General features: G+C 43.6%; 31 protein-coding genes. 22 read left to right on the top strand and 9 right to left on the bottom strand.

Annotated elements, in window-relative coordinates; genetic code table 11:
* Position 1: 1 nt before the first annotated feature.
* Both ICW03_RS07770 and ICW03_RS07765 read left to right on the top strand, forming a co-directional pair.
* Positions 2 to 3097, top strand: coding sequence for an efflux RND transporter permease subunit (locus ICW03_RS07770; protein WP_215347044.1), 3096 nt, complete (start codon positions 2 to 4; stop codon positions 3095 to 3097).
* Positions 3094 to 3417: a P-II family nitrogen regulator gene (locus ICW03_RS07765; protein WP_068324201.1), complete on the top strand. Its 324-nt coding sequence runs from the start codon at positions 3094 to 3096 to the stop codon at positions 3415 to 3417. The genes ICW03_RS07770 and ICW03_RS07765 overlap by 4 nt, the downstream gene beginning before the upstream one ends.
* Before the next feature lie 38 nt (positions 3418 to 3455).
* Here ICW03_RS07765 and ICW03_RS07760 read toward each other — a convergent pair whose 3' ends face one another.
* The 4 genes from ICW03_RS07760 to ICW03_RS07745 all read right to left on the bottom strand — a co-directional run bounded on the left by ICW03_RS07760 (position 3456) and on the right by ICW03_RS07745 (position 5831).
* The gene (locus ICW03_RS07760) at positions 3456 to 4007 is read right to left on the bottom strand and encodes an isochorismatase family protein (protein WP_251374377.1); all 552 of its coding nucleotides are present in this window, start codon (positions 4005 to 4007) and stop codon (positions 3456 to 3458) included.
* 97 nt (positions 4008 to 4104) lie between these two features.
* Positions 4105 to 4530, bottom strand: a complete 426-nt coding sequence (locus ICW03_RS07755) for a universal stress protein (RefSeq protein ID WP_068324195.1) — start codon at positions 4528 to 4530, stop codon at positions 4105 to 4107.
* A gap of 78 nt (positions 4531 to 4608) precedes the next feature.
* Positions 4609 to 4845, bottom strand: coding sequence for a hypothetical protein (locus ICW03_RS07750; RefSeq protein ID WP_068324192.1), 237 nt, complete (start codon positions 4843 to 4845; stop codon positions 4609 to 4611).
* A 68-nt stretch (positions 4846 to 4913) separates the two neighbouring features.
* Positions 4914 to 5831, bottom strand: coding sequence for a LysR family transcriptional regulator (locus tag ICW03_RS07745; RefSeq protein WP_215347042.1), 918 nt, complete (start codon positions 5829 to 5831; stop codon positions 4914 to 4916).
* A gap of 111 nt (positions 5832 to 5942) precedes the next feature.
* Between ICW03_RS07745 and ICW03_RS07740 the strand changes: the two genes are divergently transcribed.
* The 5 genes from ICW03_RS07740 (at position 5943) to ICW03_RS07720 (ending at position 9744) form a co-directional block, all read left to right on the top strand.
* On the top strand, positions 5943 to 7136 hold the full coding sequence (locus ICW03_RS07740) for a CaiB/BaiF CoA-transferase family protein (RefSeq protein ID WP_215347041.1): 1194 nt from the start codon (positions 5943 to 5945) through the stop codon (positions 7134 to 7136).
* Between the two features lie 121 nt (positions 7137 to 7257).
* Positions 7258 to 8193 (top strand): hydroxymethylglutaryl-CoA lyase, encoded by a 936-nt coding sequence (locus tag ICW03_RS07735; protein WP_215347039.1) that lies wholly within the window; start codon positions 7258 to 7260, stop codon positions 8191 to 8193.
* A 16-nt stretch (positions 8194 to 8209) separates the two neighbouring features.
* Positions 8210 to 8602 carry a VOC family protein gene (locus ICW03_RS07730; protein ID WP_215347038.1) on the top strand — a complete coding sequence of 131 codons (393 nt, stop codon included), beginning with the start codon at positions 8210 to 8212 and terminating at the stop codon, positions 8600 to 8602.
* Positions 8603 to 8604: 2 nt separating this feature from the next.
* Complete coding sequence (locus ICW03_RS07725) at positions 8605 to 8796, top strand: hypothetical protein (protein WP_215347036.1); 192 nt, start codon at positions 8605 to 8607, stop codon at positions 8794 to 8796.
* 78 nt (positions 8797 to 8874) lie between these two features.
* Complete coding sequence (locus ICW03_RS07720) at positions 8875 to 9744, top strand: NAD(P)-dependent oxidoreductase (RefSeq protein ID WP_215347034.1); 870 nt, start codon at positions 8875 to 8877, stop codon at positions 9742 to 9744.
* A gap of 91 nt (positions 9745 to 9835) precedes the next feature.
* Here the strand turns inward: ICW03_RS07720 and ICW03_RS07715 are convergent, their stop codons facing one another.
* A complete protein-coding gene (locus tag ICW03_RS07715; protein WP_215347032.1) occupies positions 9836 to 10225 on the bottom strand; it encodes a 4-oxalocrotonate tautomerase family protein in 390 nt (129 codons plus the stop codon).
* Positions 10226 to 10350: 125 nt separating this feature from the next.
* Positions 10351 to 10767 (bottom strand): MarR family winged helix-turn-helix transcriptional regulator, encoded by a 417-nt coding sequence (locus ICW03_RS07710; protein ID WP_215347030.1) that lies wholly within the window; start codon positions 10765 to 10767, stop codon positions 10351 to 10353.
* A gap of 160 nt (positions 10768 to 10927) precedes the next feature.
* Here ICW03_RS07710 and ICW03_RS07705 point away from each other — a divergent pair, with 160 nt between their 5' ends.
* The 13 genes from ICW03_RS07705 to infA all read left to right on the top strand — a co-directional run bounded on the left by ICW03_RS07705 (position 10928) and on the right by infA (position 17907).
* Positions 10928 to 11326, top strand: a complete 399-nt coding sequence (locus ICW03_RS07705) for a DUF1924 domain-containing protein (RefSeq protein WP_215347028.1) — start codon at positions 10928 to 10930, stop codon at positions 11324 to 11326.
* A 7-nt stretch (positions 11327 to 11333) separates the two neighbouring features.
* Positions 11334 to 11792 (top strand): diheme cytochrome c, encoded by a 459-nt coding sequence (locus tag ICW03_RS07700; protein WP_251374376.1) that lies wholly within the window; start codon positions 11334 to 11336, stop codon positions 11790 to 11792.
* Complete coding sequence (locus ICW03_RS07695; RefSeq protein WP_215347026.1) at positions 11789 to 12427, top strand: cytochrome b/b6 domain-containing protein; 639 nt, start codon at positions 11789 to 11791, stop codon at positions 12425 to 12427. The genes ICW03_RS07700 and ICW03_RS07695 overlap by 4 nt, the downstream gene beginning before the upstream one ends.
* A gap of 95 nt (positions 12428 to 12522) precedes the next feature.
* Positions 12523 to 12876: a hypothetical protein gene (locus ICW03_RS07690; RefSeq protein WP_215347024.1), complete on the top strand. Its 354-nt coding sequence runs from the start codon at positions 12523 to 12525 to the stop codon at positions 12874 to 12876.
* A gap of 68 nt (positions 12877 to 12944) precedes the next feature.
* Complete coding sequence (locus ICW03_RS07685) at positions 12945 to 13565, top strand: DUF6803 family protein (RefSeq protein WP_215347022.1); 621 nt, start codon at positions 12945 to 12947, stop codon at positions 13563 to 13565.
* A 171-nt stretch (positions 13566 to 13736) separates the two neighbouring features.
* The gene (locus tag ICW03_RS07680) at positions 13737 to 14114 is read left to right on the top strand and encodes a carboxymuconolactone decarboxylase family protein (RefSeq protein ID WP_215347020.1); all 378 of its coding nucleotides are present in this window, start codon (positions 13737 to 13739) and stop codon (positions 14112 to 14114) included.
* The gene (locus ICW03_RS07675; RefSeq protein WP_215347018.1) at positions 14114 to 14935 is read left to right on the top strand and encodes a hypothetical protein; all 822 of its coding nucleotides are present in this window, start codon (positions 14114 to 14116) and stop codon (positions 14933 to 14935) included. Before ICW03_RS07680 ends, ICW03_RS07675 begins: the two co-directional genes overlap by 1 nt.
* 159 nt (positions 14936 to 15094) lie before the next feature.
* Positions 15095 to 15499 carry a hypothetical protein gene (locus tag ICW03_RS07670; protein WP_215347016.1) on the top strand — a complete coding sequence of 135 codons (405 nt, stop codon included), beginning with the start codon at positions 15095 to 15097 and terminating at the stop codon, positions 15497 to 15499.
* An 82-nt stretch (positions 15500 to 15581) separates the two neighbouring features.
* Positions 15582 to 15911 (top strand): multidrug efflux SMR transporter, encoded by a 330-nt coding sequence (locus ICW03_RS07665; protein ID WP_215347014.1) that lies wholly within the window; start codon positions 15582 to 15584, stop codon positions 15909 to 15911.
* Between the two features lie 156 nt (positions 15912 to 16067).
* Entirely contained in the window at positions 16068 to 16259 is a 192-nt protein-coding gene (locus tag ICW03_RS07660; RefSeq protein WP_215347012.1) for a hypothetical protein, read from the top strand.
* 215 nt (positions 16260 to 16474) lie between these two features.
* Positions 16475 to 17005, top strand: coding sequence for a hypothetical protein (locus ICW03_RS07655; RefSeq protein ID WP_215347010.1), 531 nt, complete (start codon positions 16475 to 16477; stop codon positions 17003 to 17005).
* Between the two features lie 352 nt (positions 17006 to 17357).
* A complete protein-coding gene (locus tag ICW03_RS07650) occupies positions 17358 to 17561 on the top strand; it encodes a cold-shock protein (RefSeq protein ID WP_072583619.1) in 204 nt (67 codons plus the stop codon).
* Between the two features lie 85 nt (positions 17562 to 17646).
* Complete coding sequence (infA, locus tag ICW03_RS07645; protein WP_215347009.1) at positions 17647 to 17907, top strand: translation initiation factor IF-1; 261 nt, start codon at positions 17647 to 17649, stop codon at positions 17905 to 17907.
* A gap of 242 nt (positions 17908 to 18149) precedes the next feature.
* On the opposite strand, the gene ICW03_RS07640 is transcribed toward infA, so the two are convergent.
* Genes ICW03_RS07640 through ICW03_RS07630 form a run of 3 tightly spaced genes read right to left on the bottom strand, consistent with a single transcriptional unit; the run spans position 18150 to position 18964 of the window.
* Positions 18150 to 18380 carry a hypothetical protein gene (locus ICW03_RS07640; protein WP_215347007.1) on the bottom strand — a complete coding sequence of 77 codons (231 nt, stop codon included), beginning with the start codon at positions 18378 to 18380 and terminating at the stop codon, positions 18150 to 18152.
* Positions 18367 to 18696, bottom strand: coding sequence for a hypothetical protein (locus tag ICW03_RS07635; RefSeq protein ID WP_215347006.1), 330 nt, complete (start codon positions 18694 to 18696; stop codon positions 18367 to 18369). The genes ICW03_RS07640 and ICW03_RS07635 overlap by 14 nt, the downstream gene beginning before the upstream one ends.
* Positions 18674 to 18964, bottom strand: coding sequence for a hypothetical protein (locus ICW03_RS07630; RefSeq protein ID WP_215347004.1), 291 nt, complete (start codon positions 18962 to 18964; stop codon positions 18674 to 18676). The genes ICW03_RS07635 and ICW03_RS07630 overlap by 23 nt, the downstream gene beginning before the upstream one ends.
* 59 nt (positions 18965 to 19023) lie before the next feature.
* On the opposite strand from ICW03_RS07630, the gene ICW03_RS07625 reads away from it, so the two are divergent.
* A complete protein-coding gene (locus tag ICW03_RS07625; RefSeq protein ID WP_215347003.1) occupies positions 19024 to 19218 on the top strand; it encodes a hypothetical protein in 195 nt (64 codons plus the stop codon).
* A 75-nt stretch (positions 19219 to 19293) separates the two neighbouring features.
* Positions 19294 to 19971 (top strand): hypothetical protein, encoded by a 678-nt coding sequence (locus ICW03_RS07620; RefSeq protein WP_215347001.1) that lies wholly within the window; start codon positions 19294 to 19296, stop codon positions 19969 to 19971.
* Positions 19972 to 20299: the final 328 nt, after the last annotated feature.

The following is a 20299-nucleotide window of genomic DNA, read 5'->3' as shown; positions in this document are numbered from 1 at the left end:
GATGATTGAAAGAATCGTTCGCCTCTCGTTACAGCAACGCCTATTGGTGGTAATTATTGCCATCGTATTGCTCGTTGCCGGACTTTTGGCTACCAAACGACTGTCTGTTGATGCATTTCCGGACGTAACGAACGTTCAAGTTCAGGTTGCTGCAGAAGCCCCTGGAAAATCTCCGGAAGAGGTTGAGCGTTTTGTAACCATTCCTATTGAATTGGCGATGACCGGTTTGCCAGGTTTAATAGAGATGCGCTCTTTGAACCGTAATGGCATTTCCGTAATTACCTTAGTGTTTACTGAAAAAACCGATATCTACTTTGCTCGTCAATTAGTTACAGAGCGATTAATTGAGGTTGCTTCAAGAATGCCGGTAGGTATCACTCCTGTATTGGCGCCTCCATCTACAGGTTTGGGTGAGGTATATCAGTACACAATAGATCATCCATCCGACCGAGATCGTGAGCTTTCAGTGGACGAGCTTTCTGATCGACGTGCAGTGCAAGATTGGATTGTGCGTCCAATGCTGCGCTCTATTCCTGGTGTAGCCGAGATTAATACGCAAGGTGGTTACGCCAGAGAGTATCAAGTCTTGGTGAATCCTGAGCGCTTGCGTCACTATCAAATTAGCTTGCAAGAAGTGTACCAAGCACTTGCTAGAAATAATGCCAACTCCGGTGGCGGTCAGTTGCCAACGTATGCAGAGCGCTATCTGATTCGTGGCTTAGGCTTAATTACTAAGCCAGAAGATATTGGCAAGATTATTCTAAAAGAAGTGAAGGGTATTCCGGTATACGTGAAGAACGTAGCCGAAGTGACAATTGGTAGCGAGATTCGTCAGGGTGCTGCTATTAAGAATGGCTACACAGAAAGTGTTGCTGGCATTATTCAGATGATCCGTGGCGGTAACGCACGAGATGTAGTCAATCGCATTAAGCTCAAAGTTGAAGAAATTAACGAAGGTAAGTTGCTACCAGATGGTTTGCAGATCGTGCCTTTCTACGACCGTACCGATTTGGTGAATGCCGCTATGTTCAACGTGGCAAAAGTGCTGGTTGAAGGCGTAATCCTGGTGATTATTTTGCTATTCCTCTTCTTGGGGGATGTGCGCTCATCTCTGATTGTGGTTGCCACACTGCTCCTCACGCCATTGCTTACCTTCTTAGTCATGAACCGTTATGGTATTTCAGCGAACCTGATGTCCTTGGGTGGTCTAGCCATTGCGATCGGCATTATGGTGGACGGCTCTGTAGTGGTAGTGGAGAACACCTTCGCGAAATTGGGAGAACGTCTTAAAGGTGGTGAATCCAAAAACAGGATCATCTTAGAGGCGGCATCAGAAGTTGGTAAACCCGTGCTCTTTGGTGTGGGCATCATCATTCTGGTATTTATGCCGTTACTTTCACTCGAGGGCATGGAAGGCAAGATGTTTGCACCGATGGCGATAACGATTGCTATCGCCTTAACGATCTCTTTGATTCTGTCATTTACTTTATCGCCAGTCTTATGTTCCTACATCTTGAAGGGCGGCGGCGAGGATGACACTAAGATAGTTCAAAAAATGCGCGCTCCCTACGAGCGTTGGTTGTATTGGTGTTTAGCTAACCCTAAATTAGTGGTCAAGCGCGCCATCATTGCTCTAGGTATTAGCTTGGTTGGGTTTGTCATGCTCGGTAAGGCCTTTATTCCGGTCATGCAAGAAGGCTCCATCACCCCGGTGATTGTTCGTGCGCCGAATATTTCATTAGACGAGTCTATTAAATTAGAGTTTGAGGCGATTAAACGCATCATGACTATTCCTGGCGTCGAGATGGCTGTTTCTCGACTTGGTAAAGGCGAGTCTCCTGCAGATCCAGGTCAGCCGAATGAGTCGGATCCGATCGTGACTCTCAAGCCCTTAGGAGATAGAGATTTAAGCCAGGAAGAAATCGCACAACAAATTCGTGAGAAGCTCAAAACCTTACCCGGAATTGAATTAGCAATCTCCCAACCGATTGCAGCTAGGGTGGATGAGATGGTTTCTGGTGTGCGCTCACAAGTAGCGGTCAAAATCTTTGGTGATGAATTACCTGTCTTGCAAAAACTCGGTTCGCAAATTGGTCAAATCCTGACCAAGATGAAGGGTAGCAACGACTTACGTATTGAGCAGGCGTCTGGTCAGAACTATCTCAACATCAAAATTGATCGTGATGCGATTGCACGCTACGGTATCAATGTTTCCGATGTGAATGAAGTTATTGAAACGGCTATCGGCGGTAAGCAGGCCAGCATTATCTATGAGGGAGAGCGTCGCTTCCCATTGGTGCTGCGCTATCCAAGTCCTTACAGAAATAATATTGACGCCATTGAAAATATTATTTTGCATTCTCCGGATGGTGCCCAAGTATTGATGCGTGACTTGGCTGAAATTTCCTTAGTAGAAGGTCCAGCCCAGATCTCCCGTGAGTCTGGTAAGCGTCGCTTGGTTGTTGGTGTGAATGTGGAAGGGCGCGACTTGGGTGGATTTGTAAAAGAGGCCCAAGAGTTGATTGCCAAGAATGTGGAATTACCTCAAGGCTATACCTTGCAATGGGGTGGTCAGTTTGAAAACATGCAAAGAGCGATGGCTCGCCTGATGATCATCATTCCTTTGACGGTCTTGGCCATATTCTTCTTATTGTTTATGTTGTTTAAGTCGCTTCGTTTGGCAGGCCTCATTATTTTGGTTCTGCCATTTGCATCGATTGGCGGCGTGTTTGGTTTATTCATTACAGGTGAGTACCTCTCGGTGCCTGCTGCGGTAGGATTTATTAACTTGTGGGGAATCGCCGTGCTAAATGGTGTGGTGCTGATCTCCTTTATTAAGCAGTTACGTGAAGATGGTTACAGTATGGAAGATGCGCTCCTTCATGGTTGCGGTCACCGGTTTAGACCGGTCATGATGACGGCATCAGTGGCGATGCTGGCTCTGGTGCCAATGCTGTTCTCAGGTGGCCCTGGATCAGAAGTGACTCGTCCCCTGGCGGCTGTGGTGATTGCAGGATTAATCACCTCAACAGCGCTGACTTTATTAGTGTTACCTGTTCTATATAGATGGTTTGAAGACAAAGAGGTGGAAGCATGATGGAAGTGAAGGCGGTTATTCGCCCCAGTAAATTACCTGCTTTACGAACAGCTCTGATGGAGACTCCTGGATTTCCGGGAATGACGGTCGCTAAGGTGGAAGGCTGTAGTGCGCCGTCCAAAACCAGTAAAGCAAATATCAAAGATGAGTTGACTGACTACTCAGCAAAAGTACGTGTTGAGATTATTTGCAATGATGAAGTTGCTGAAGTGCTGATGGATCGAATTGTGACGGTATGTCAGACGGGACAAGTGGGGGATGGCGTAGTTTGGTGTACTCCAGTACCAAAAGCATTCTTTATTGCTAAATCAACTGCCTGAGTTAGCTAAAAAAGTCAGCTAACCAGGTTAAGCCAAACCTAAGATTTAATAATTGCTAACGCATCCTTAAAGGATTCATTAGAGGCGTTTCCTAGCCATTCAAAGGCTAGCATCTCAGTAGTAAGAAGTGTTGCTCCAGACGAGCCAAGACGATGAAGGGCAATGTCTCGATCCAGGGATCTACGTGACCCAACCGCATCTACCAAAATAGAAACTTTGAAGTTCTGCCGCACTAGCTCTAAGGCGGTTTGCATTACACATACGTGTGTTTCACATCCGGCAAGAATCAGATGCTCTCTATTTTTAGATAGCGCATTGATGAGCCCATCCTGGCAAGCATCAAAGCGATCTTTTGCTACGGTGGTTTTGCATAACTTGGTGATTACATCAACGTTATGCCCCAGACTTTGTGGACTTTGTTCAGTGCCAACAACATGAATATCTAGAAGTTTGGCAATTTTAGCGATCTTGATGCATTGCTTAAGAACCTCTTCTCCTTGATGTATGGCAGGCATTAATCGACTTTGTAAGTCGATTAAAACCAAGGTAGAACGATTAGGATTTATCTTCACCATCTGTTTTGCAATCAAGAGTCTCTCGAGGGGCTAGCGCGTAGGAATAATGGTGTGATCAGGGCAGTTGGTTGCCGGTGGCAACCAACTAAGCAAGATGCGAAAAATGCTGAAATTACTTTACCAATAAAACAGGTTGCTTTGCTGAGCTAGAAACGCGCTGAGCAACTGAGCCAACCAGAACATCCAGGATGCCGCTACGGCCTTTAACGCCCATCACAATCATGTCAACTTTGTCTTTATTAGCCAAAGCAATGATTTCTTCTGAGATTTGACCGCGCTTAATAGCCATATTGTGTTTAACTTTGGCAGCATCTAATACTTTCTGCGCTGGTTTTAATTCTTTTTCGCTCACTTCACGTAGGTAATCATCCACTACGCTTTTCGCCACGAATTGCTTAACGTGTCCAAGGCCAATGTCATCGTGGACGCTTACTAGGGTCACCGTTACAGGGCTGCGGGAATTCTTAGCCATTTTGGCCACATATTTAGCGGCATTCAATGAGGATTTAGAGCCATCCACAGGAAGTAGTACTTTCATTTTTACCCTTTCGTTATTTATGAATTCTTTACTCAGTTTAAGTTAAATATAGAGTGCCTACAATGGTTTCAGGCTACCTTATGGCCTGTATGGCCGAACAGCTGCTTCAAGGCCAAAGGCATCCTTCTTTTCCTCAAATTCTTCGATCTGCTTGCGAAGATTGGTGACTTGCCTGCAGCTCAGTTTTCTAAGCTTTTTGGAGTCAATCCCATAGGTATCTACAAGGCGCCTACGACGAGCACTGCAGATCTGAAATCGAATAATCCAAAACAAAGCAAATAATGCTGGGGAGAGTAGTAGAAAGATAATGGTCATAAGTTCATCTTATGCCTATTTGTATGGCATGTCATGCAAATGAGCGCTTGATAAATTCACTCAAGAATTTACATAGAGTTCTGTTTGCCCAGTAAATGCTGGCTGAGTAGTTTGGTCGCTGGGGAATGGTTAATCCCCGCCTTAGTTGCCACTAATAAGTTGCGTTTTGCCCACGCATCTTCTAATTGAACTGGCTTCAAGCCCATAGCCTTAATTTGAGCGGCGCAGGCCTGGATAGGTAATACGCCAATGCCCAAATTGACAGCAATCATTTGGCACATCGCATCGTAGCTACGCACCTGAATCCGTAAACTCATTTGCTTGCCCAACTTCTCGGCGCTGCGAGATGTGAGCTCTAGTAGGGAGCTTCCTCGATTCAGCCCTACAAAATCATATTGAAGACACTCTTCAAATGAAATACTTTTTCTTTTGCTGAGAGGGTGGTCTTTACTGCAGGCAATCACCAACTGGTCTTTGCCCATAATGTGAGTTTCTAGTCCGGTGGTTATAGGCCCTTCAGCAAAAACGCCGATATCGGCAATACCATCCATGAGTGCTCTCACGATGTCGCCGCTGAGTTGCTCCTCTACTTCGACTTGTATTTCTGGGTAGTCTTTTAAAAAGCTTGCTAAAGCTGATGGCAGAAACTCCGTTAGAGCAGACATATTGGCCCAAAGTCTCACATGACCTTTGACGCCTTTGGAATATTCACCCAACTCATTACTCAATTGTTCAAAACCTTGAAACAATCTCAAAGCATGCTGCATGACTGCGTGACCTGCATGTGTCAGTGTGACCCCTTTGACCGATCTATCCAGGAGGGCCATGCCGACAGTTTCTTCAAATTCAGATATCCGTCTACTGGCTGCTGAAAGGGCTAGGTTGCATTCACTTGCGCCCTTGGTAATGCTGCCAGATTGAACAATGGCGCAGAATAGCTTGAGGGTAACAAAGTCGACTCTGGCGGGGTTTAGCGGGGATTTCATGAGGTAATTCTACCCATACCTTCGCAAAATGAGAAGGATATGCCTATAAATAGCAATTTTCAGCCTTTCTGAAGAAGGGTAAATTGTCATAAAAGTAATTCAGGGGAGTGTATGGAGCCGTTAGCAAAGTTAAAGGTAGTGGAGATGGGGCAGCTTATTGCTGGGCCATTTGCTGCTAAAACATTGGCAGATTTTGGAGCTGATGTCATTAAGATCGAGCCGCCCAAGGTTGGTGATGCTTTGCGTAAATGGCGACTGTTAAAAGATGGCACATCAATTTGGTGGCAGGTGCAATCGCGCAATAAGCGTTCACTCTCTTTGGATTTGAGAGAGGCAGAAGCTCAAGACATTGTTAGAACCCTACTCAAAGAAGCGGACGTACTAATTGAAAACTTTCGCCCTGGAACATTAGAAGGCTGGGGTCTTGATCCAGAAAAATTACTCGAGCTCAATCCTAAACTGATTGTTCTGCGTATTAGCGGTTACGGTCAGACTGGCCCTTATAAAGATAAGCCTGGATTTGGTGTTGTAGCAGAAGCCATGGGTGGCTTACGTCATCTCACCGCTGAGCCTGGCAGAGTGCCAGTTCGTGTGGGCATCAGTATTGGCGATACCTTAGCCTCTTTGCATGGCGTGATTGGAATTTTGTTGGCACTGCAAGAGCGACACAATAGCGGCAAAGGCCAAATCATTGATATCGCTTTATATGAGGCTGTATTTAACTGTATGGAAAGCTTGCTGCCTGAGTACAGCGCTTTTGGTGAAGTGCGCCAGGCAGCCGGCAGTGCCTTGCCGGGTATAGCGCCAACCAACGCCTATCAATGTGCTGATGGTGGTTACGTATTGGTTGCTGGTAATGGTGACAGTATTTTTAAACGCCTCATGACCGTCATCGGTCGAGATGACTTAGGTAATGATCCCCAGCTAGAAAATAACGATGGTCGCGTTAAGCGTGTAGCCGAACTAGATCAAGCGATTGGGCAGTGGACTAAGACAGTCAGTACTACGAAGGCATTAGAGATGCTGGACTCTGTTGCAGTACCGGCCGGCAGAATTTATACCGTTGCTGATATCGCTAGCGATCCTCATTACAAAGCCAGGGGAAACATTCAGACTATTCAGATGCAAGATGGAACCAAGGTAGATGTGCCTGGAGTGATTCCTAAGCTATCTCGTACCCCCGGATCGATTAAGACACTTGCCCCAGACATAGGCCAGAACACTGATGAGATTCTGATGAGCATCGGATTAACCAATGATCAAGTTGCGTCCTTAAAAGAGCGCGGCATTGCATTTACGAAGTAAAGAAAACTAAAAAAGTAAAAACAAGAAAAGAAAACTAAGAAAACAAAAATAAAGTAAAAAAGAAAAAATAACTAAAGAGAATAAGCAAAGAAAAAAGCAAAGAGAAAAGCAAAGAGAAAAAATGACCAGAATTTATTTTAATGACGTAGTAATGAGGGATGGCTTGCAGATTGAAGCTAACTTTGTGCCAACAGACGATAAGGTGAAGTTGGTTGATGAGTTGAGCGAATGCGGATTTGCCAAAATTGAGGTGACCTCATTTACTTCGCCTAAGGCAATTCCGATGCTGCGTGATGCAGAGGAGGTGATGGGTCGTATAAAGCGGGTGCCAGGAGTGGAGTACACCGTTTTGGTGCCCAATTTAAGAGGTGCAGAGCGCGCCTTTGAGTCGAAGGCTGATGAATTCAATCTCGTGATATCGACTTCAGAGACGCATAACTTAGCCAATTTGAGAATGGGTAGAGAGAAAAGCTTTTCGGGGCTTGCTGAAGTGATTAAATATGTTGATGGCAGAACACCAATTAATGTTTCTCTATCGACATGCTTTGGTTGTCCTATGGAGGGTGAGGTTCCTCAAGCTGTGGTTGAGCAATTTGCACAACGCTTTGCTGATCTCGGTGTAAGAGGGCTGACGATTTGCGATACAACGGGTATGGCCAATCCCGTCCAAGTTAAACAGATGAGTGAGGCGTTGCAAAAACGTTTTCCTAATTTGCAGCTGACCTTGCATTTCCATAACACCAGAGGCATGGGCTTAGCCAATGTTCTGGCTGCAGTGCAATCTGGCATTGTGCGCTTTGATGGTTCCTTAGGCGGTCTTGGTGGTTGCCCATATGCACCGGGAGCAAGCGGCAACATCTCTAGTGAAGACGCCATTCATATGCTTGATGCGATGGGCTATGACACTGGAATGAGTATTCCGAAGTTATTGCAGCTTGCTAAAGAGTTGCCAAAGATTGTCGGGCATGAGGTTCCAGGTCAGGTGGCTAAGGCAGGAAGTACATACACATTACATCCAGTGCCAAGCTACGTAGATGAATTACGTCGTACTCAATAAGCAGAAGGAATAAATCATGATTGACCATTTAGATCACTTAGTGCTCACTACTGCAAAAGAAGTTGAGTGCGTCGATTTTTATACCCGCGTTATGGGGATGAAACTGGAGTCTTTTATTGGCGGCACTCCGCCAGTCGAGCGTAAGGCATTTAAGTTCGGCAATCAAAAGATCAACTTGCACATTAAGGGCAAAGAGTTTGAGCCCAAGGCTGATATTCCAACACCCGGAGCATTGGATCTTTGTTTTATTGCTGATCGCCCACTAGTGCAGGTGATTGAAAAGCTCAAAGCTGAAGCATGGCCAATTATCGAGGGTCCTGTGATCCGTACCGGAGCAACACAGAAGATTAACTCTGTGTATGTGCGCGATCCAGATCAAAACCTCATTGAAATTTCTGAGCTTATTTAATCATGGCCAACCACTCGAATACAGATCCTGAAAAAGAAGCTCCAAAGACGGAAGAGTTAGGACAAGAGCAAGCAGATACCCCTGACCAGCAGGGTGAAAATCAACAAAGCTCGTATAGCTCCAGAAAAGCGGGTAAGAGTAAGCGCGAAATCATGGAAGATCTATCCCGCGCGCGCTTCCCCTGGGACGAATAAACACCAACTCCCTGTAGAACAATATAATCAATAGATACAGAAATTAACTAAAAAAATACTACAAAAGGGACGAAACAAATGAGTAATAAATTAAGAGTAGGCTTTATTGGCCTAGGCATCATGGGTCAAAGCATGGCAGGGCATTTATTGGCTGCTGGTCACCCTTTAAATGTATTTAATCGCTCAAAAGCCAAGACCAATGATTTGGTTGCTAAAGGCGCTAAGTGGTTTGACACCATTGGCGATCTTGCTGCTGAGTCTGATGTCATCATCACGATGGTGGGTTACCCATCCGATGTAGAACAAGTTTATTTTGGCGCTGGCAATATTTTGGATCGCGCCAAGAATGCCTATCTCATCGATATGACAACTTCCAGCCCATCTCTAGCAAAGAGAATTGCAGAAGAAGCAGAAAAGCGTGGTTGCCATAGTTTGGATGCACCAGTTTCTGGTGGAGACATCGGTGCACGTAATGCCAAACTTTCCATCATGGTGGGTGGCAAGCAGGCAGACTTTGATGCAGTACTACCAGTTCTCAAAATCATGGGCACCAATGTAGTATTGCAAGGTGGTCCAGGTGCTGGACAACATACCAAGATGTGTAATCAGATTGTGATCGCTGGAACCATCATGGGTGTAGGTGAAGGTCTGGGCTACGCTAAATCAGTTGGCCTCAATCCTCAAACAGTAATGGAATCTATTGGCGGCGGTGCTGCATCTGGTTTTCAGTTGCTCAATCTGGGCGCGAAGATGATTGTCGGTGACTACGCTCCAGGTTTCTATGTAGAGCACTTCTTAAAAGACTTGGGCATCGCATTAGAAGAGGCTGATAAGGTCAAACTGGAATTGCCGGCACTAGCCTTAGCAAAAAAACTCTATGATGAATTGGTTGCCAAAGGTTGCTCACGTGATGGAACGCAAGTGATCTATACGAGATACATCAAATAAGCAATCCCTTGAAGTAGAAAAAACAAAAAGCCCCTGAATGAAAGTTCAGGGGCTTTTTCAATTCGCTTATATAAATTCGATGATGCTAAGTTTATTGGTGGTATCGGTATTCCTGAGTCTTGCCGCCATAACCATAACTAGTAGCCCTCACATCCTGAACGTAGATATAACTCTCTTCATGAAGGCTGCCTAGGATTCGTTCGAAGCCTGAAAATGCTTCTTCAATGTACTGAGCTTTCTCATCCTTGGTATTAGTTTCATCGGTAACCTTAATATCGAAGTAAAAACTACTCTTATCTTGCTCGCTCAAGAGTTTGCCCCCGACAAACCAACAATCGGGGTCTACGTACTCAATCGCAATCGAGGTTACTTCTTTTTTCTTACCCAATATACGGTGGGTGAGATCTAGTAATAGTTCATTAATGGCTTTGGTGGTAGCAACATTCTTTTGCCCACTGACTTTCACATTCAAAATTGGCATGACCTTCTCCTTTGATAAACAACAAATAAAACAACAGAAAAGCAAACAACGGAACAGCAAAAACTAAATAAAAGATAACAAAACAAGTTAGCTATGCAACTATTAAAGAAATAAAAAAGCCCCAATTACTTCAAGGCAGAGCTAATTCCACGTAGTTGTCCAACAACTTCTTCAAAATGGTTGCTACCTAATGACTTTTTAAGGCGTTTAGTAACGGCACCGCTGGCAGCATTAATAGCCTCTTTCATGTCAGAAGCTTTCTTGGTCGGATGGATTTCTTGCTCTCGACCATCTCGCTCAGAGGTAACTCGCTTAACTAAGCCCAAACGCTCTAATCCATCCAAGCCTCTAGTGGCAGTAGGGCGACTGATATTCATTTGTGCAGCAAGCTCACTTTGTAAAAGAGGTGCTTTATCCAAAACTACCCTCAACATAAATGCCTGTGATGGGGTTAAGCCAAATGGCTTGAATGCAGCAGTCCATTCTCTCTCTAGCTGACGGGCTAGGCTGGTGGTATTGAAGTAGAGGCATTGTTCAAACATAAGAGTAGTGTAATACCAAATGGTTAGCTATGCAACTAAATAATTAATATAGATATTTGTTGTCAATCAAAGAGAGAGGCTAATTGATAATCATTCCATCAATCCCGAGTAATTTCGTAATGTATTCAGTCTAGCCATCCTAAGGGCGCATACTTGAAGGATGAATAAAGAATTAACAGTAATTAGAATTTGTTTATTAGCCGTATCTCTGGGTTTATCTAGTTTTGCGAATGCCGCAACGCCACAGGATCTTTTAAAGACCTATGAGTACCAGTCTGGCAAAGCATCTCCAGCCAGAGGTGAGCAGTTTTTTAATGCCAAGCATGGTAAAGAGTGGAGTTGCGCTTCTTGCCACGAAAACCCACCCAATCACGATACTAAGCACATTGTTACCGGCAAGGTCATTAAGCCTCTATCACCCAACGCTAATCCAGCACGTTTTACGGATGAAGCTAAGGCGGAAAAGTGGTTTAAGCGTAACTGCAATGATGTCCTGGGGCACGACTGTACCGCTCAAGAAAAGGCGGATGTTCTTGCCTGGCTAATGACCATTAAATGAGACATTCATGAAAAACTTCTTTACATTAATAGCAGCTGTTTTGGCGGTTGTTCCAGCCTTTGCGGCAAAGATGCCTATTCCATCAGATATGCCTAAGTCCTATGAAGCCGAGTGTGCCAGCTGTCATATGGCCTACCCACCAGGATTGCTTGGTGACAAGAGTTGGCAAAACATCATGAGTGGATTGAATAAGCACTTTGGTACTGATGCAAGCCTTGATGCAAAGGATCAAAAAGAAATCTCTGTCTGGCTGCAGAATAATGCTGCCACTAAGCAAAAATATAACGTAGTAGCCCCAGAAAATCGCATCACCAAAACTTCTTGGTTTATTCGTAAGCATGATGAGATCAAGGCCGATGTTTGGAAGAGAGCGGGCGTTAAAAGCCCAGCTAACTGTGGAGCCTGTCACACCACCGCAGCTGAAGGTATCTTTAGTGAAAAGAACATATCGATACCCGCCAAATGAGTGCTAAACAAACTATCTTGGTGTGGGATATCCCCACGCGGGTTTTTCATTGGCTGCTAGTGATTTGCTTTGCTGGTGCATGGCTCACCTCTGAGAGTGAGCGCCTGCAGATGATTCATTATGCTTTTGGCTATTCGGCTTGCGCATTGGTACTCTTCAGACTGTTCTGGGGAATAGCGGGTACAAGATATGCTCGCTTTACCCAATTTCTTAAGGGTCCTGCAGAAATGATGAAGCATGCCAAGGGTCTTTTAAGCGGTGATCAACACAGCACCCCTGGGCACAACCCAGTAGGCGGCATTGTCATGATTGGCCTCATGCTATTGATTCTATTAATAGGCCTCACTGGCTACTTCAGTGTGAAAGAATTTTTAGGCGACTTAATGGGAGAAGCGCATGAAACAATCGCCAGCTTAGCCTTAGCGGTAGTTGTGGTTCACGTTGCCGCTGCGATCATTATGAGCTTGCTCCAAAAAGAGAATCTAGTGAGATCTATGGTGACAGGTAAAAAGCAGGGCCTGCCAGAAGAGGCGATTCGGTTTCCTCAGTATTTGATCGGGCTCTTGCTTGTTCTAGGCTCTATCTACTACTTTTATATGATCCTGACAGGAGCTGTTCCTAGTCTTACCCAGTAAGTTCAGTGGCAATAAGCTCTCAACAAGCATTATCTGCCATATATGGCGATATCACCTCAAGCGACAAAGCCACCAAATAGGCATAAAATTAAAGAATGAGAAAGATATGCATTGCTCTTTGCCTAAGCCTATTTGCCAGCTTGATTCATGCGGCAGTGATGCCTATTGAGCAACCTGTTTCTCAATCATCAGTTACCCAAGCACATCATCAAGTTGCTGTAGCTGATAACTCAGCACACCATTGTGATGATGTGGCTAGCAATGCATCGGACAGCAATAGCAAGCAGCCTTGTCATGGTGATAGCTATCAATGCTGCTTAGGATTGGTATTTATTTCCCCCTTTGCAGTAATGGCTCCTGCGGATTTCAATGCAATACCAGTCTCTAGCTATTCTTCATTGGCACTTCAGCCGATGATCAACTACATCTACAAGCCTCCAAAATCCTAAGCTCCATTTGCATTACGCATGAGCTTGATTTGTGATTGCTAATCACACACTAATTTTGGAGAAATACTATGAATATGACTCACTACATGGAGTTATTGGCTGTTAATCAGCCTTGGAATTTAATTATCTTTATGGCCATCCCAGTCATTCTGGCGGAGACCTTGGCTATTACAGAGTTATATCTACTGTTTACCCGAAAGTTTGATGGGGCGGTTTATTACCTCAATCGATTTGCAGGCATCGCAGTAGGTATCTACTTTATTGGCATCATTTACTACATTGTGACTAATGCCATCATCCCCATTACCAAAGCGGGTGAGTGGAGAACGATCATTGATGTCATAGCGGTATTTACTTATGTCATTGCTGGTATTCCATTAATTTGGATTGCCTTACAAGAATTAGGGCTTGTTAATAAAGCACTTGATCAAATGGGTAAACTCAAAATCCATGCGATATGTGTAGCTCTATTTTTGGTATTTGGGCACATTGCCATGATTGCTGGTATGGCTGACCCTAGTATTCTTGGGTACAAGGGTACGGGCACTCATCAAATGGGAGAGTCAAAAGACTATGAGCATTGTGATCCTGCAATGCACCAACAGTTGATGGGCGATCATCAAAAAATGATGAATGGAAGCGCACCTTCTTCTCCAATGCCTATGGGAAGTCAAAGCCATAAGCATTAACAGCAAGGTACTCCGATAGAAGTTATGAAGCGAGATTACTCAATAAGGCCCTCGAATGAAAGTTCGGGGGTTTTTTTCTAGTCAGTATGACTACCCATCTTTTTTTGTGGAAAAGTCTAGCCTTGATTAAGGTATATTGTTTTTGATTCATTGATAAAAATAGGAGAACACATGAACCGCGAACTATTTGAAAAAGGCTTAAAAACACGTAAAGAGGTTTTGGGTGCTGAGTATGTAGAGACTTCATTAAAAAATGCAGATGACTTCAATATGCCAATGCAAGAATTGATCACAGAGTACTGCTGGAATGAGATCTGGAATCGTCCTGGGCTTGAGAGGAAGACTCGTAGCTTCTTGAATTTGGCAATGATTGCTGCCTTGAATCGTCCACATGAATTGAAATTACATGTTCGTGGCGCTATTAACAATGGCATTACCAAGGAAGAAATTCGAGAAGTATTTATGCAAGTAGCCATTTACTGTGGCGTACCTGCGGCTATTGATAGTTTCCGTGTGGCTAAAGAGGTCTTTAAAGAGATGGGAATCTAATGAGGCCTGTAGTTTTAAGGCTATTGTTAGTAGTAGTGATTGTTCTCTCTGGATGCGCACATCTATATAAAACGCAAATTCATGATGTCGTCTATCTGTCAGACTCTCAATTTGCTCAGATTCCTGATGGGGATGTGCGTGTCAATAGTGCAAGTGGTAAGCCTTATGTAATCACTCAACAGCATTTCCAGAACCTTCTGGCAGTTAGAAATAAGATCGTTCCTGTACAAGGGCAATATATGCAAATTGCCCTGGTTGATTCAGATTTTCATACCTTGCTATTGCTATCGCATGATGGCAAAAGTTATGTAGCGATGAGTTTTGATTTTCTCAATATCTTTGGAGCTGATGAAGAGTCTTTGGCCGCCGCCATGAGCCATCAATATGCCCATATTGCGGCTGGCGATGATGCAGATGTTCAGGATAGTAGGGAGGTAAAGTATTTTGTTACCAAGGAAATTGTGAGCACTGGAGTATCTCTTTTTGCTACTGCTGCTGGTGGGTATGGTGCGGGTGCTGCAATTGATGAGGCAAAGCGTGTTCAGGATAAGGGGATTGAGGATCGGGTAAATCCTTTGGGTGTGAAGTGGCTGATAGATGCCTCTTACTCACCATGTGGTTTCTTGAAGATTCAATATGTTATGGATAAAAATTCTGCCGTTTCTAGTGCACTTACTTATTTATATACACACCCTGGAATTGATGATCGCGTGAAGCTGGCAAATCAGTACTTAAAAGAAAATAAGCTTGAGTGCAATAACCTAACGCCTGACCCATCAGCGGGTATTGTCGGTAAATCCGGCCGACTTTCTCAGCAATAATATTAGGCAATTGTCGGAATATATTATTGAGTAGTGGTATCGGAAAATTTAAAGTGTTTCCCCCTGAAATCGCCTTTAAAACCGCGAAATGTGATAATAGAGTTAGTTAAAATTAAATACATTAGTGCAAAGTTATCTTACTTAGAAAAAGGAATTCTCATGAAAGCGAAATTATTAAGTGTTTTAGCAGCTCTTATCCTGGCTGCTTGTGCTGCCCCAGTAACTCAGCAAGAAATTGCACAAGCTAAGTTTTCGTCTCAACCAAATCAGGCTGCAATAGACAAAGAAGTGAATACTTATATCAAGTCTGCTGTAAATAATCCTGAAATGGCAACAAAAGAATGTTCTCCTCCACGTAAGGCATGGGCTAGGGCAATTGCTTTTGAGAAACCAAAATTTGGCTGGATGGTAGTGTGCGATGTTAAGGCAAAGGATCGCTCTAGCGGTGATACCACCATGAAAACCTATATGTTCTTGTTTACCGCTGACGGAAACTACACCTATGATCCTTCCTCATTCACAAACATCAACAACAATGTGCAGTTTTTGGATCTGATTAAGTAAGTTGCTTCAGTTAATCAAATAAAACCACCCCTGGGTGGTTTTATAGTTTATAAAGTTAGAGAAACATACTTGGGAGACTCCAATGGTTTGGTTTTATCTCGCTATTGCCATAGCGGCAGAAGTTATGGCAACTACTGCCCTCAAATTTAGTGAAGGCTTTACTAAAATAATGCCATCTGCACTTGTGGTGGTGGGATATGCTGGGGCATTTTATTGTTTATCAAAGGTGCTCAATCAAATCCCCATTTCTATAGCTTATGCGATTTGGTCTGGTGCAGGTGTTGCGCTTGTGGGTATCGTAGGATGGATTTGGTTAGGGCAAAAACTAGATGTTGGGGCCTTGATTGGAATAGGATTAATCATTTCCGGGGTATTGGTAATCAATATATTTTCCCAGTCGGTAGCACATTAATTTTTTTTACCCAATTTGAATATCTTGAAAAAATTTCTTGAGCTTTCAGATGATCAAATCAGACAAGTATTTGATATCTGCAGAAATTTGGGGATTTGTGGTGCAGTTTTTATAGCTGCCGAGTGGGAGCTTTCTCAAATTCAATCAATCTCATCAATGATTGACGTTTTTAATGCGCTAGTTTTTGTACTTCTAATCTTGGTTGGTATTTGGTTATTTTTAATAAATCAAATCCAGGTATTTAGAAAGCTTAAAGATGGCAAAATTTTTGGGGTGAAGTTGTCATTGCTTGGCCATATCTATAATTTGGTAGCCGTTACCCTCATTGTTTCTATCTTCTTGCATTAATTCACGCGGTAAACCGAAAAATCACATAACCAAGGGTTGCCTATCCAGATGCTCATAGCTATCTAGCGTAGACCGTCCCCCACCCAGTCCGTGCAAACAATATTGACAATAGTCGCTAACTGAGGCCGTACATTTATTCTGGCCAAAAAGCCCATCTAAAGGTAGCTGTATGAGCGTATGTATAGTATGGCCATTCCACGCTCATTTAAAATGTCATGATTAAAATTCTCTCTCTTATGGTTTTTGTTGTATCGATATTGAGTGCATGTGCAACCTCGGTTTCGGTTCACTCAAGGCCTGCGGGGGCATTAATTAGCAGTAATAATCAGAACTTAGGTATTTCGCCAGTTCGCATCAGCTTAGATTCTGAGATTGGTCAATCTTTTCAAAAATCTGGAGAAGGTTGTTATGAGGCTCCTTCATTCACAGCGCATTGGGCTAGCGGAGCTGTAGCCTCATCTCCTGAGTCACTCTTATGTCGTGGGCGTGACGGTAATTACAAAATATTTATTAGAAGACCGGCTAATGCTCCTGGTCTCAAAAAAGATCTTGCTGCTGCAAACACCCCAGAAGCAGTCATGGCAAGAAGACGGGAATTCATGATGGAGAATCATTTGGGCGGATCAAACTACGTAGATAATGACAATCCCGACATGCCATCAAATGTAGTGTCTCTTGACGATCTCGAAAACCTGGGGCGCGAGTGGAAAGAGCGGGATTCAATCCAGGTTGGGCCAAGTAATTAATAGGTCTAATTGTTAAAAGGAAAAAGCCACCCGAAGGTGACTTTTTTATAATTTGAAGGTTGGGCGAGCTTGCCTTCGTCGAAACATCGTTTTCGAACTCGCGTACATCGGATTTCCAAGGTGCAGTTACCCTTGCGAATGGCTCCTACAAAGGCGATTTGATAATAAGTAAGCTTTTGTAGCTAAAGTAGAGTAAAATACATATAGCGATTTTCAAGCTAATAGTGTTGTTGTACTAGTAATTAATACCGCAGTTCTGCGATAGTTCTTTTTAGCATCTCCCCCGCCATTCTTGAGTTTCGCCCCATTCGGGGCATTGCCCCTTTTTATATTTTTTAAGGAATAGTCAATTATGGCAAACGGAATTGTGAAATGGTTTAACGACGCTAAAGGCTTCGGCTTTATTACTCCTGAACTCGGCGGCGAAGATTTATTTGCCCATTTTTCAGCAATTAACAGCAGTGGTTTCAAGTCACTAGCTGAAGGTCAAAAGGTGACTTTTGATATTACTACTGGCCCTAAAGGCAAGCTAGCATCCAATATTCAACCTGTTTAAATCAGGAGCAAATGCCAGGCAGAAATTATTTGCCTGGTCCAAAGCCCAGTCATGCTGGGCTTTTTATTTTTATTAAGGATGTTAAATGGCAAAAGAAGAGTTGCTTGAAATGGAAGGTCTTGTTGATGAAATTCTGCCAGATTCTCGTTATCGAATTACATTAGATAACGGCCATAAGCTTATTGCCTATACAGCGGGAAGAATGAAAAAGAATCACATCCGTATATTGGCTGGAGACAAGGTTTCTTTAGAGGTCTCACCCTATGACTTGAGCAAAGGCCGCATTACATTTAGACACCTTGAGAAGAAGCAATCTTTTGCTAGTGCGCCGAAGAGGCGATATTGATATCGTAAAGATTAAAGCCGTAAGTTCAATTTATATTTGCAAAGAATCCCAGGTGCCGGTCGATAACGCCCCGGCAGTCAAGAAATACTAAAACCACCTTCAGGTGGTTTTTCTTTGATCGCTTATTGCAACTATAAGTTATCGACATATTCCATGCAGCCAAAAGAAAAGGGACCACATTGCTGCGATCCCTTTGTATAAATGGTGGGTTGGGCGAGATTCGAACTCGCGACCAACGGTACTTACGCTGTTAGTTGACGCTTTTTAATCAGTTCTGCGGCTGGGATCCTAACAATCTTTCCATCTACCATGATTACGATTGCAGTATTCGTTTGAATTTCCAAGTCAATTGCCGCTTGCCCAGTACGTTGCATGGCGTAGTAAGAGCCAACAATATCGGGATCGGGCGAATTGAGAATCTGCTCAACAGTGGTGTAACCAACGCTTTGGTGTAGGGGTTTATTTTTTTCCATAAGCAGCATCATGATCTGGTTCAATTAATAAAACTCTGAGAAAATAATCTTCCCTGAAGCCAATTCCCCGTATGGATTTGCTTACTCGAAATGAGTAGAGCGCATCAATACCTTTTGGTGCAGGAATGCTATGAATCTTTTCCCACCTCAATCCCTTGTCGCGGTAAACCTGGTTCCAGGTCAATTGCGTGATTTTCTCAAAAGTGGCAAAGGCTTTCTCTTGCTCATTTGATTCCAAACTCTCCCAGGTAGATTGGAAGATAGGGCTATTCAGATCAAGTTCAACTAAGGGCTCAGGCTTTGCGTTTCGTGCCACGAGCTTTAGTCATTTTTAGTTTAGAAAGGTCAGTTGCTTTGGCCGGCGTTTTTTGTGCCCAGGCCAATGCTGCTGATAAGCCCTTCTTAATAGCTGGCGTATGTGCCCAGCGCTCATTGTCGGGAATAACTGTGGCGGTACGAATCACCCAAACGCCAGGTTCGGGCGTTTCCACTAATACCTGGCGTCCCGCATGCTCTTTGCCAAGCGAGATCTGCCCACTGGATCCAATGGATTTAATCACTTGATGATCTATCACTGCGCCCATGGCATTCTCCTATATTCATGCAGCATGAATGCATTATAGCATGATTCTATGAAAAACCGATGTGGAAAGATTCCCCTGGGAAGAGTAAGCCCACATTAGAGTCACTGCTTAATGACCGGCAAGTGATTACAGGCAAGCACTTAATCAAACAACAAAAAGAAGCTGCTCTTGAGGCTGCACGTCAAAAAGCCATATTAGAAGAAGCTATGGCGTTTGAGCAGAGAAATCGCAGGAGTAGGGCGGGGAAAGCCTAGTTTGTCGGGAAACACGACAATATAGTTTTTTAATTCACAAACAGTTTTTCTAAATACCTGGTTCCAACTACAGCGATGCGTTCAACAGTCTCAAAATCAGTCAATATCGATGTTTTAAGAAGTCGAGGAAAAAGCGGGGCCACCGTAATTAAGTTAATGATGGCGTGTAACGATATGTCTTTAGCAAATCAAGCTCTAGGAGAATGGAGAAAGCCTCAGTTACCGCACAAAACATATCGCCAAAAAGGTGCTGGTATGTATTTCATCAGGACCCAAATGAGTCATCTTTACGAAGGTTTCCAGGTTATAGATGAAATATCAAAAGACCCGCTTCTACTTCGGGTGGTTGAGAATTGCGATATAAGAACCAAACAATCATTTGATCAACTGATTAGATTTTTGCCAAAAGGTGATCGAAGGGCTGAATTAGAGAGTTTGATTGGCATCATAAGAAGTACTATGACCTTTCATTATGATGAGTCGAGCAAGTTGATAACTAGAGCTATTGAGGATTTGGCGAGCCAGTCATCAACAAGGATTTCGTCAATTACACGAGGAAATAGAGCGCATTTCTGGAACTTTAAAGTTGCAGATGAAATAGCTAACAATGTAGTAGTTCATCAAATATGGAAAATTGACAAAAATTCTGACGTTGATGAAAAAGCAGATGAAATGGCAGATAAGATGGATGAGGTATTTCTCTGTTTTATGGACTTTGCTGGTGAGTTCATTTGGAAATACTGCAGTTCTTAGAGTCGCCAACGGTCCACCACGGTCACCCAGCGCCTTCCATCCTGACCCACTTCGGTCCAATAGATCGCCTATTGCTCTAAACGGCCACTACATTTATCCAACCCAAAAAGAAAAAGCCCCTAGATTTCTCTAGAGGCTTTTGTATAACTGGTGGGTCGGGCGAGATTCGAACTCGCGACCAACGGATTAAAAGACTTAAGAATTGTGCTGAACAGTAATCAAAACATTAACTTAAACCTGCCAAGAAAGTCATGTGATATCGGCGGGCAGTTATTTGGGTTGAGTTGGTATGAGGTGGAGGTCGGGTGGCTTAGACAGTTTCGTGTTG

It is taken from the genome of Polynucleobacter sp. MWH-Aus1W21, from assembly GCF_018687275.1.
GTDB lineage: Bacteria > Pseudomonadota > Gammaproteobacteria > Burkholderiales > Burkholderiaceae > Polynucleobacter.
The sequence above is the reverse complement of the archived record's forward strand: the minus strand, read 5'-3'. Positions and strand labels throughout refer to the sequence as shown.

Coding starts and splice junctions, on each gene's coding strand:
- ICW03_RS07770 (WP_215347044.1), top strand. CDS start 2: ATGATTGAAAGAATCGTTCGCCTCTCGTTACAGCAACGCCTATTGGTG.
- ICW03_RS07765 (WP_068324201.1), top strand. CDS start 3,094: ATGATGGAAGTGAAGGCGGTTATTCGCCCCAGTAAATTACCTGCTTTA.
- ICW03_RS07755 (WP_068324195.1), bottom strand. CDS start 4,530: ATGAAAGTACTACTTCCTGTGGATGGCTCTAAATCCTCATTGAATGCC.
- ICW03_RS07750 (WP_068324192.1), bottom strand. CDS start 4,845: ATGACCATTATCTTTCTACTACTCTCCCCAGCATTATTTGCTTTGTTT.
- ICW03_RS07745 (WP_215347042.1), bottom strand. CDS start 5,831: ATGAAATCCCCGCTAAACCCCGCCAGAGTCGACTTTGTTACCCTCAAG.
- ICW03_RS07740 (WP_215347041.1), top strand. CDS start 5,943: ATGGAGCCGTTAGCAAAGTTAAAGGTAGTGGAGATGGGGCAGCTTATT.
- ICW03_RS07735 (WP_215347039.1), top strand. CDS start 7,258: ATGACCAGAATTTATTTTAATGACGTAGTAATGAGGGATGGCTTGCAG.
- ICW03_RS07730 (WP_215347038.1), top strand. CDS start 8,210: ATGATTGACCATTTAGATCACTTAGTGCTCACTACTGCAAAAGAAGTT.
- ICW03_RS07725 (WP_215347036.1), top strand. CDS start 8,605: ATGGCCAACCACTCGAATACAGATCCTGAAAAAGAAGCTCCAAAGACG.
- ICW03_RS07720 (WP_215347034.1), top strand. CDS start 8,875: ATGAGTAATAAATTAAGAGTAGGCTTTATTGGCCTAGGCATCATGGGT.
- ICW03_RS07715 (WP_215347032.1), bottom strand. CDS start 10,225: ATGCCAATTTTGAATGTGAAAGTCAGTGGGCAAAAGAATGTTGCTACC.
- ICW03_RS07710 (WP_215347030.1), bottom strand. CDS start 10,767: ATGTTTGAACAATGCCTCTACTTCAATACCACCAGCCTAGCCCGTCAG.
- ICW03_RS07705 (WP_215347028.1), top strand. CDS start 10,928: ATGAATAAAGAATTAACAGTAATTAGAATTTGTTTATTAGCCGTATCT.
- ICW03_RS07700 (WP_251374376.1), top strand. CDS start 11,334: ATGAAAAACTTCTTTACATTAATAGCAGCTGTTTTGGCGGTTGTTCCA.
- ICW03_RS07695 (WP_215347026.1), top strand. CDS start 11,789: ATGAGTGCTAAACAAACTATCTTGGTGTGGGATATCCCCACGCGGGTT.
- ICW03_RS07690 (WP_215347024.1), top strand. CDS start 12,523: ATGAGAAAGATATGCATTGCTCTTTGCCTAAGCCTATTTGCCAGCTTG.
- ICW03_RS07685 (WP_215347022.1), top strand. CDS start 12,945: ATGAATATGACTCACTACATGGAGTTATTGGCTGTTAATCAGCCTTGG.
- ICW03_RS07680 (WP_215347020.1), top strand. CDS start 13,737: ATGAACCGCGAACTATTTGAAAAAGGCTTAAAAACACGTAAAGAGGTT.
- ICW03_RS07675 (WP_215347018.1), top strand. CDS start 14,114: ATGAGGCCTGTAGTTTTAAGGCTATTGTTAGTAGTAGTGATTGTTCTC.
- ICW03_RS07670 (WP_215347016.1), top strand. CDS start 15,095: ATGAAAGCGAAATTATTAAGTGTTTTAGCAGCTCTTATCCTGGCTGCT.
- ICW03_RS07665 (WP_215347014.1), top strand. CDS start 15,582: ATGGTTTGGTTTTATCTCGCTATTGCCATAGCGGCAGAAGTTATGGCA.
- ICW03_RS07660 (WP_215347012.1), top strand. CDS start 16,068: ATGATTGACGTTTTTAATGCGCTAGTTTTTGTACTTCTAATCTTGGTT.
- ICW03_RS07655 (WP_215347010.1), top strand. CDS start 16,475: ATGATTAAAATTCTCTCTCTTATGGTTTTTGTTGTATCGATATTGAGT.
- ICW03_RS07650 (WP_072583619.1), top strand. CDS start 17,358: ATGGCAAACGGAATTGTGAAATGGTTTAACGACGCTAAAGGCTTCGGC.
- infA (WP_215347009.1), top strand. CDS start 17,647: ATGGCAAAAGAAGAGTTGCTTGAAATGGAAGGTCTTGTTGATGAAATT.
- ICW03_RS07640 (WP_215347007.1), bottom strand. CDS start 18,380: ATGGAAAAAAATAAACCCCTACACCAAAGCGTTGGTTACACCACTGTT.
- ICW03_RS07630 (WP_215347004.1), bottom strand. CDS start 18,964: ATGGGCGCAGTGATAGATCATCAAGTGATTAAATCCATTGGATCCAGT.
- ICW03_RS07625 (WP_215347003.1), top strand. CDS start 19,024: ATGTGGAAAGATTCCCCTGGGAAGAGTAAGCCCACATTAGAGTCACTG.
- ICW03_RS07620 (WP_215347001.1), top strand. CDS start 19,294: ATGCGTTCAACAGTCTCAAAATCAGTCAATATCGATGTTTTAAGAAGT.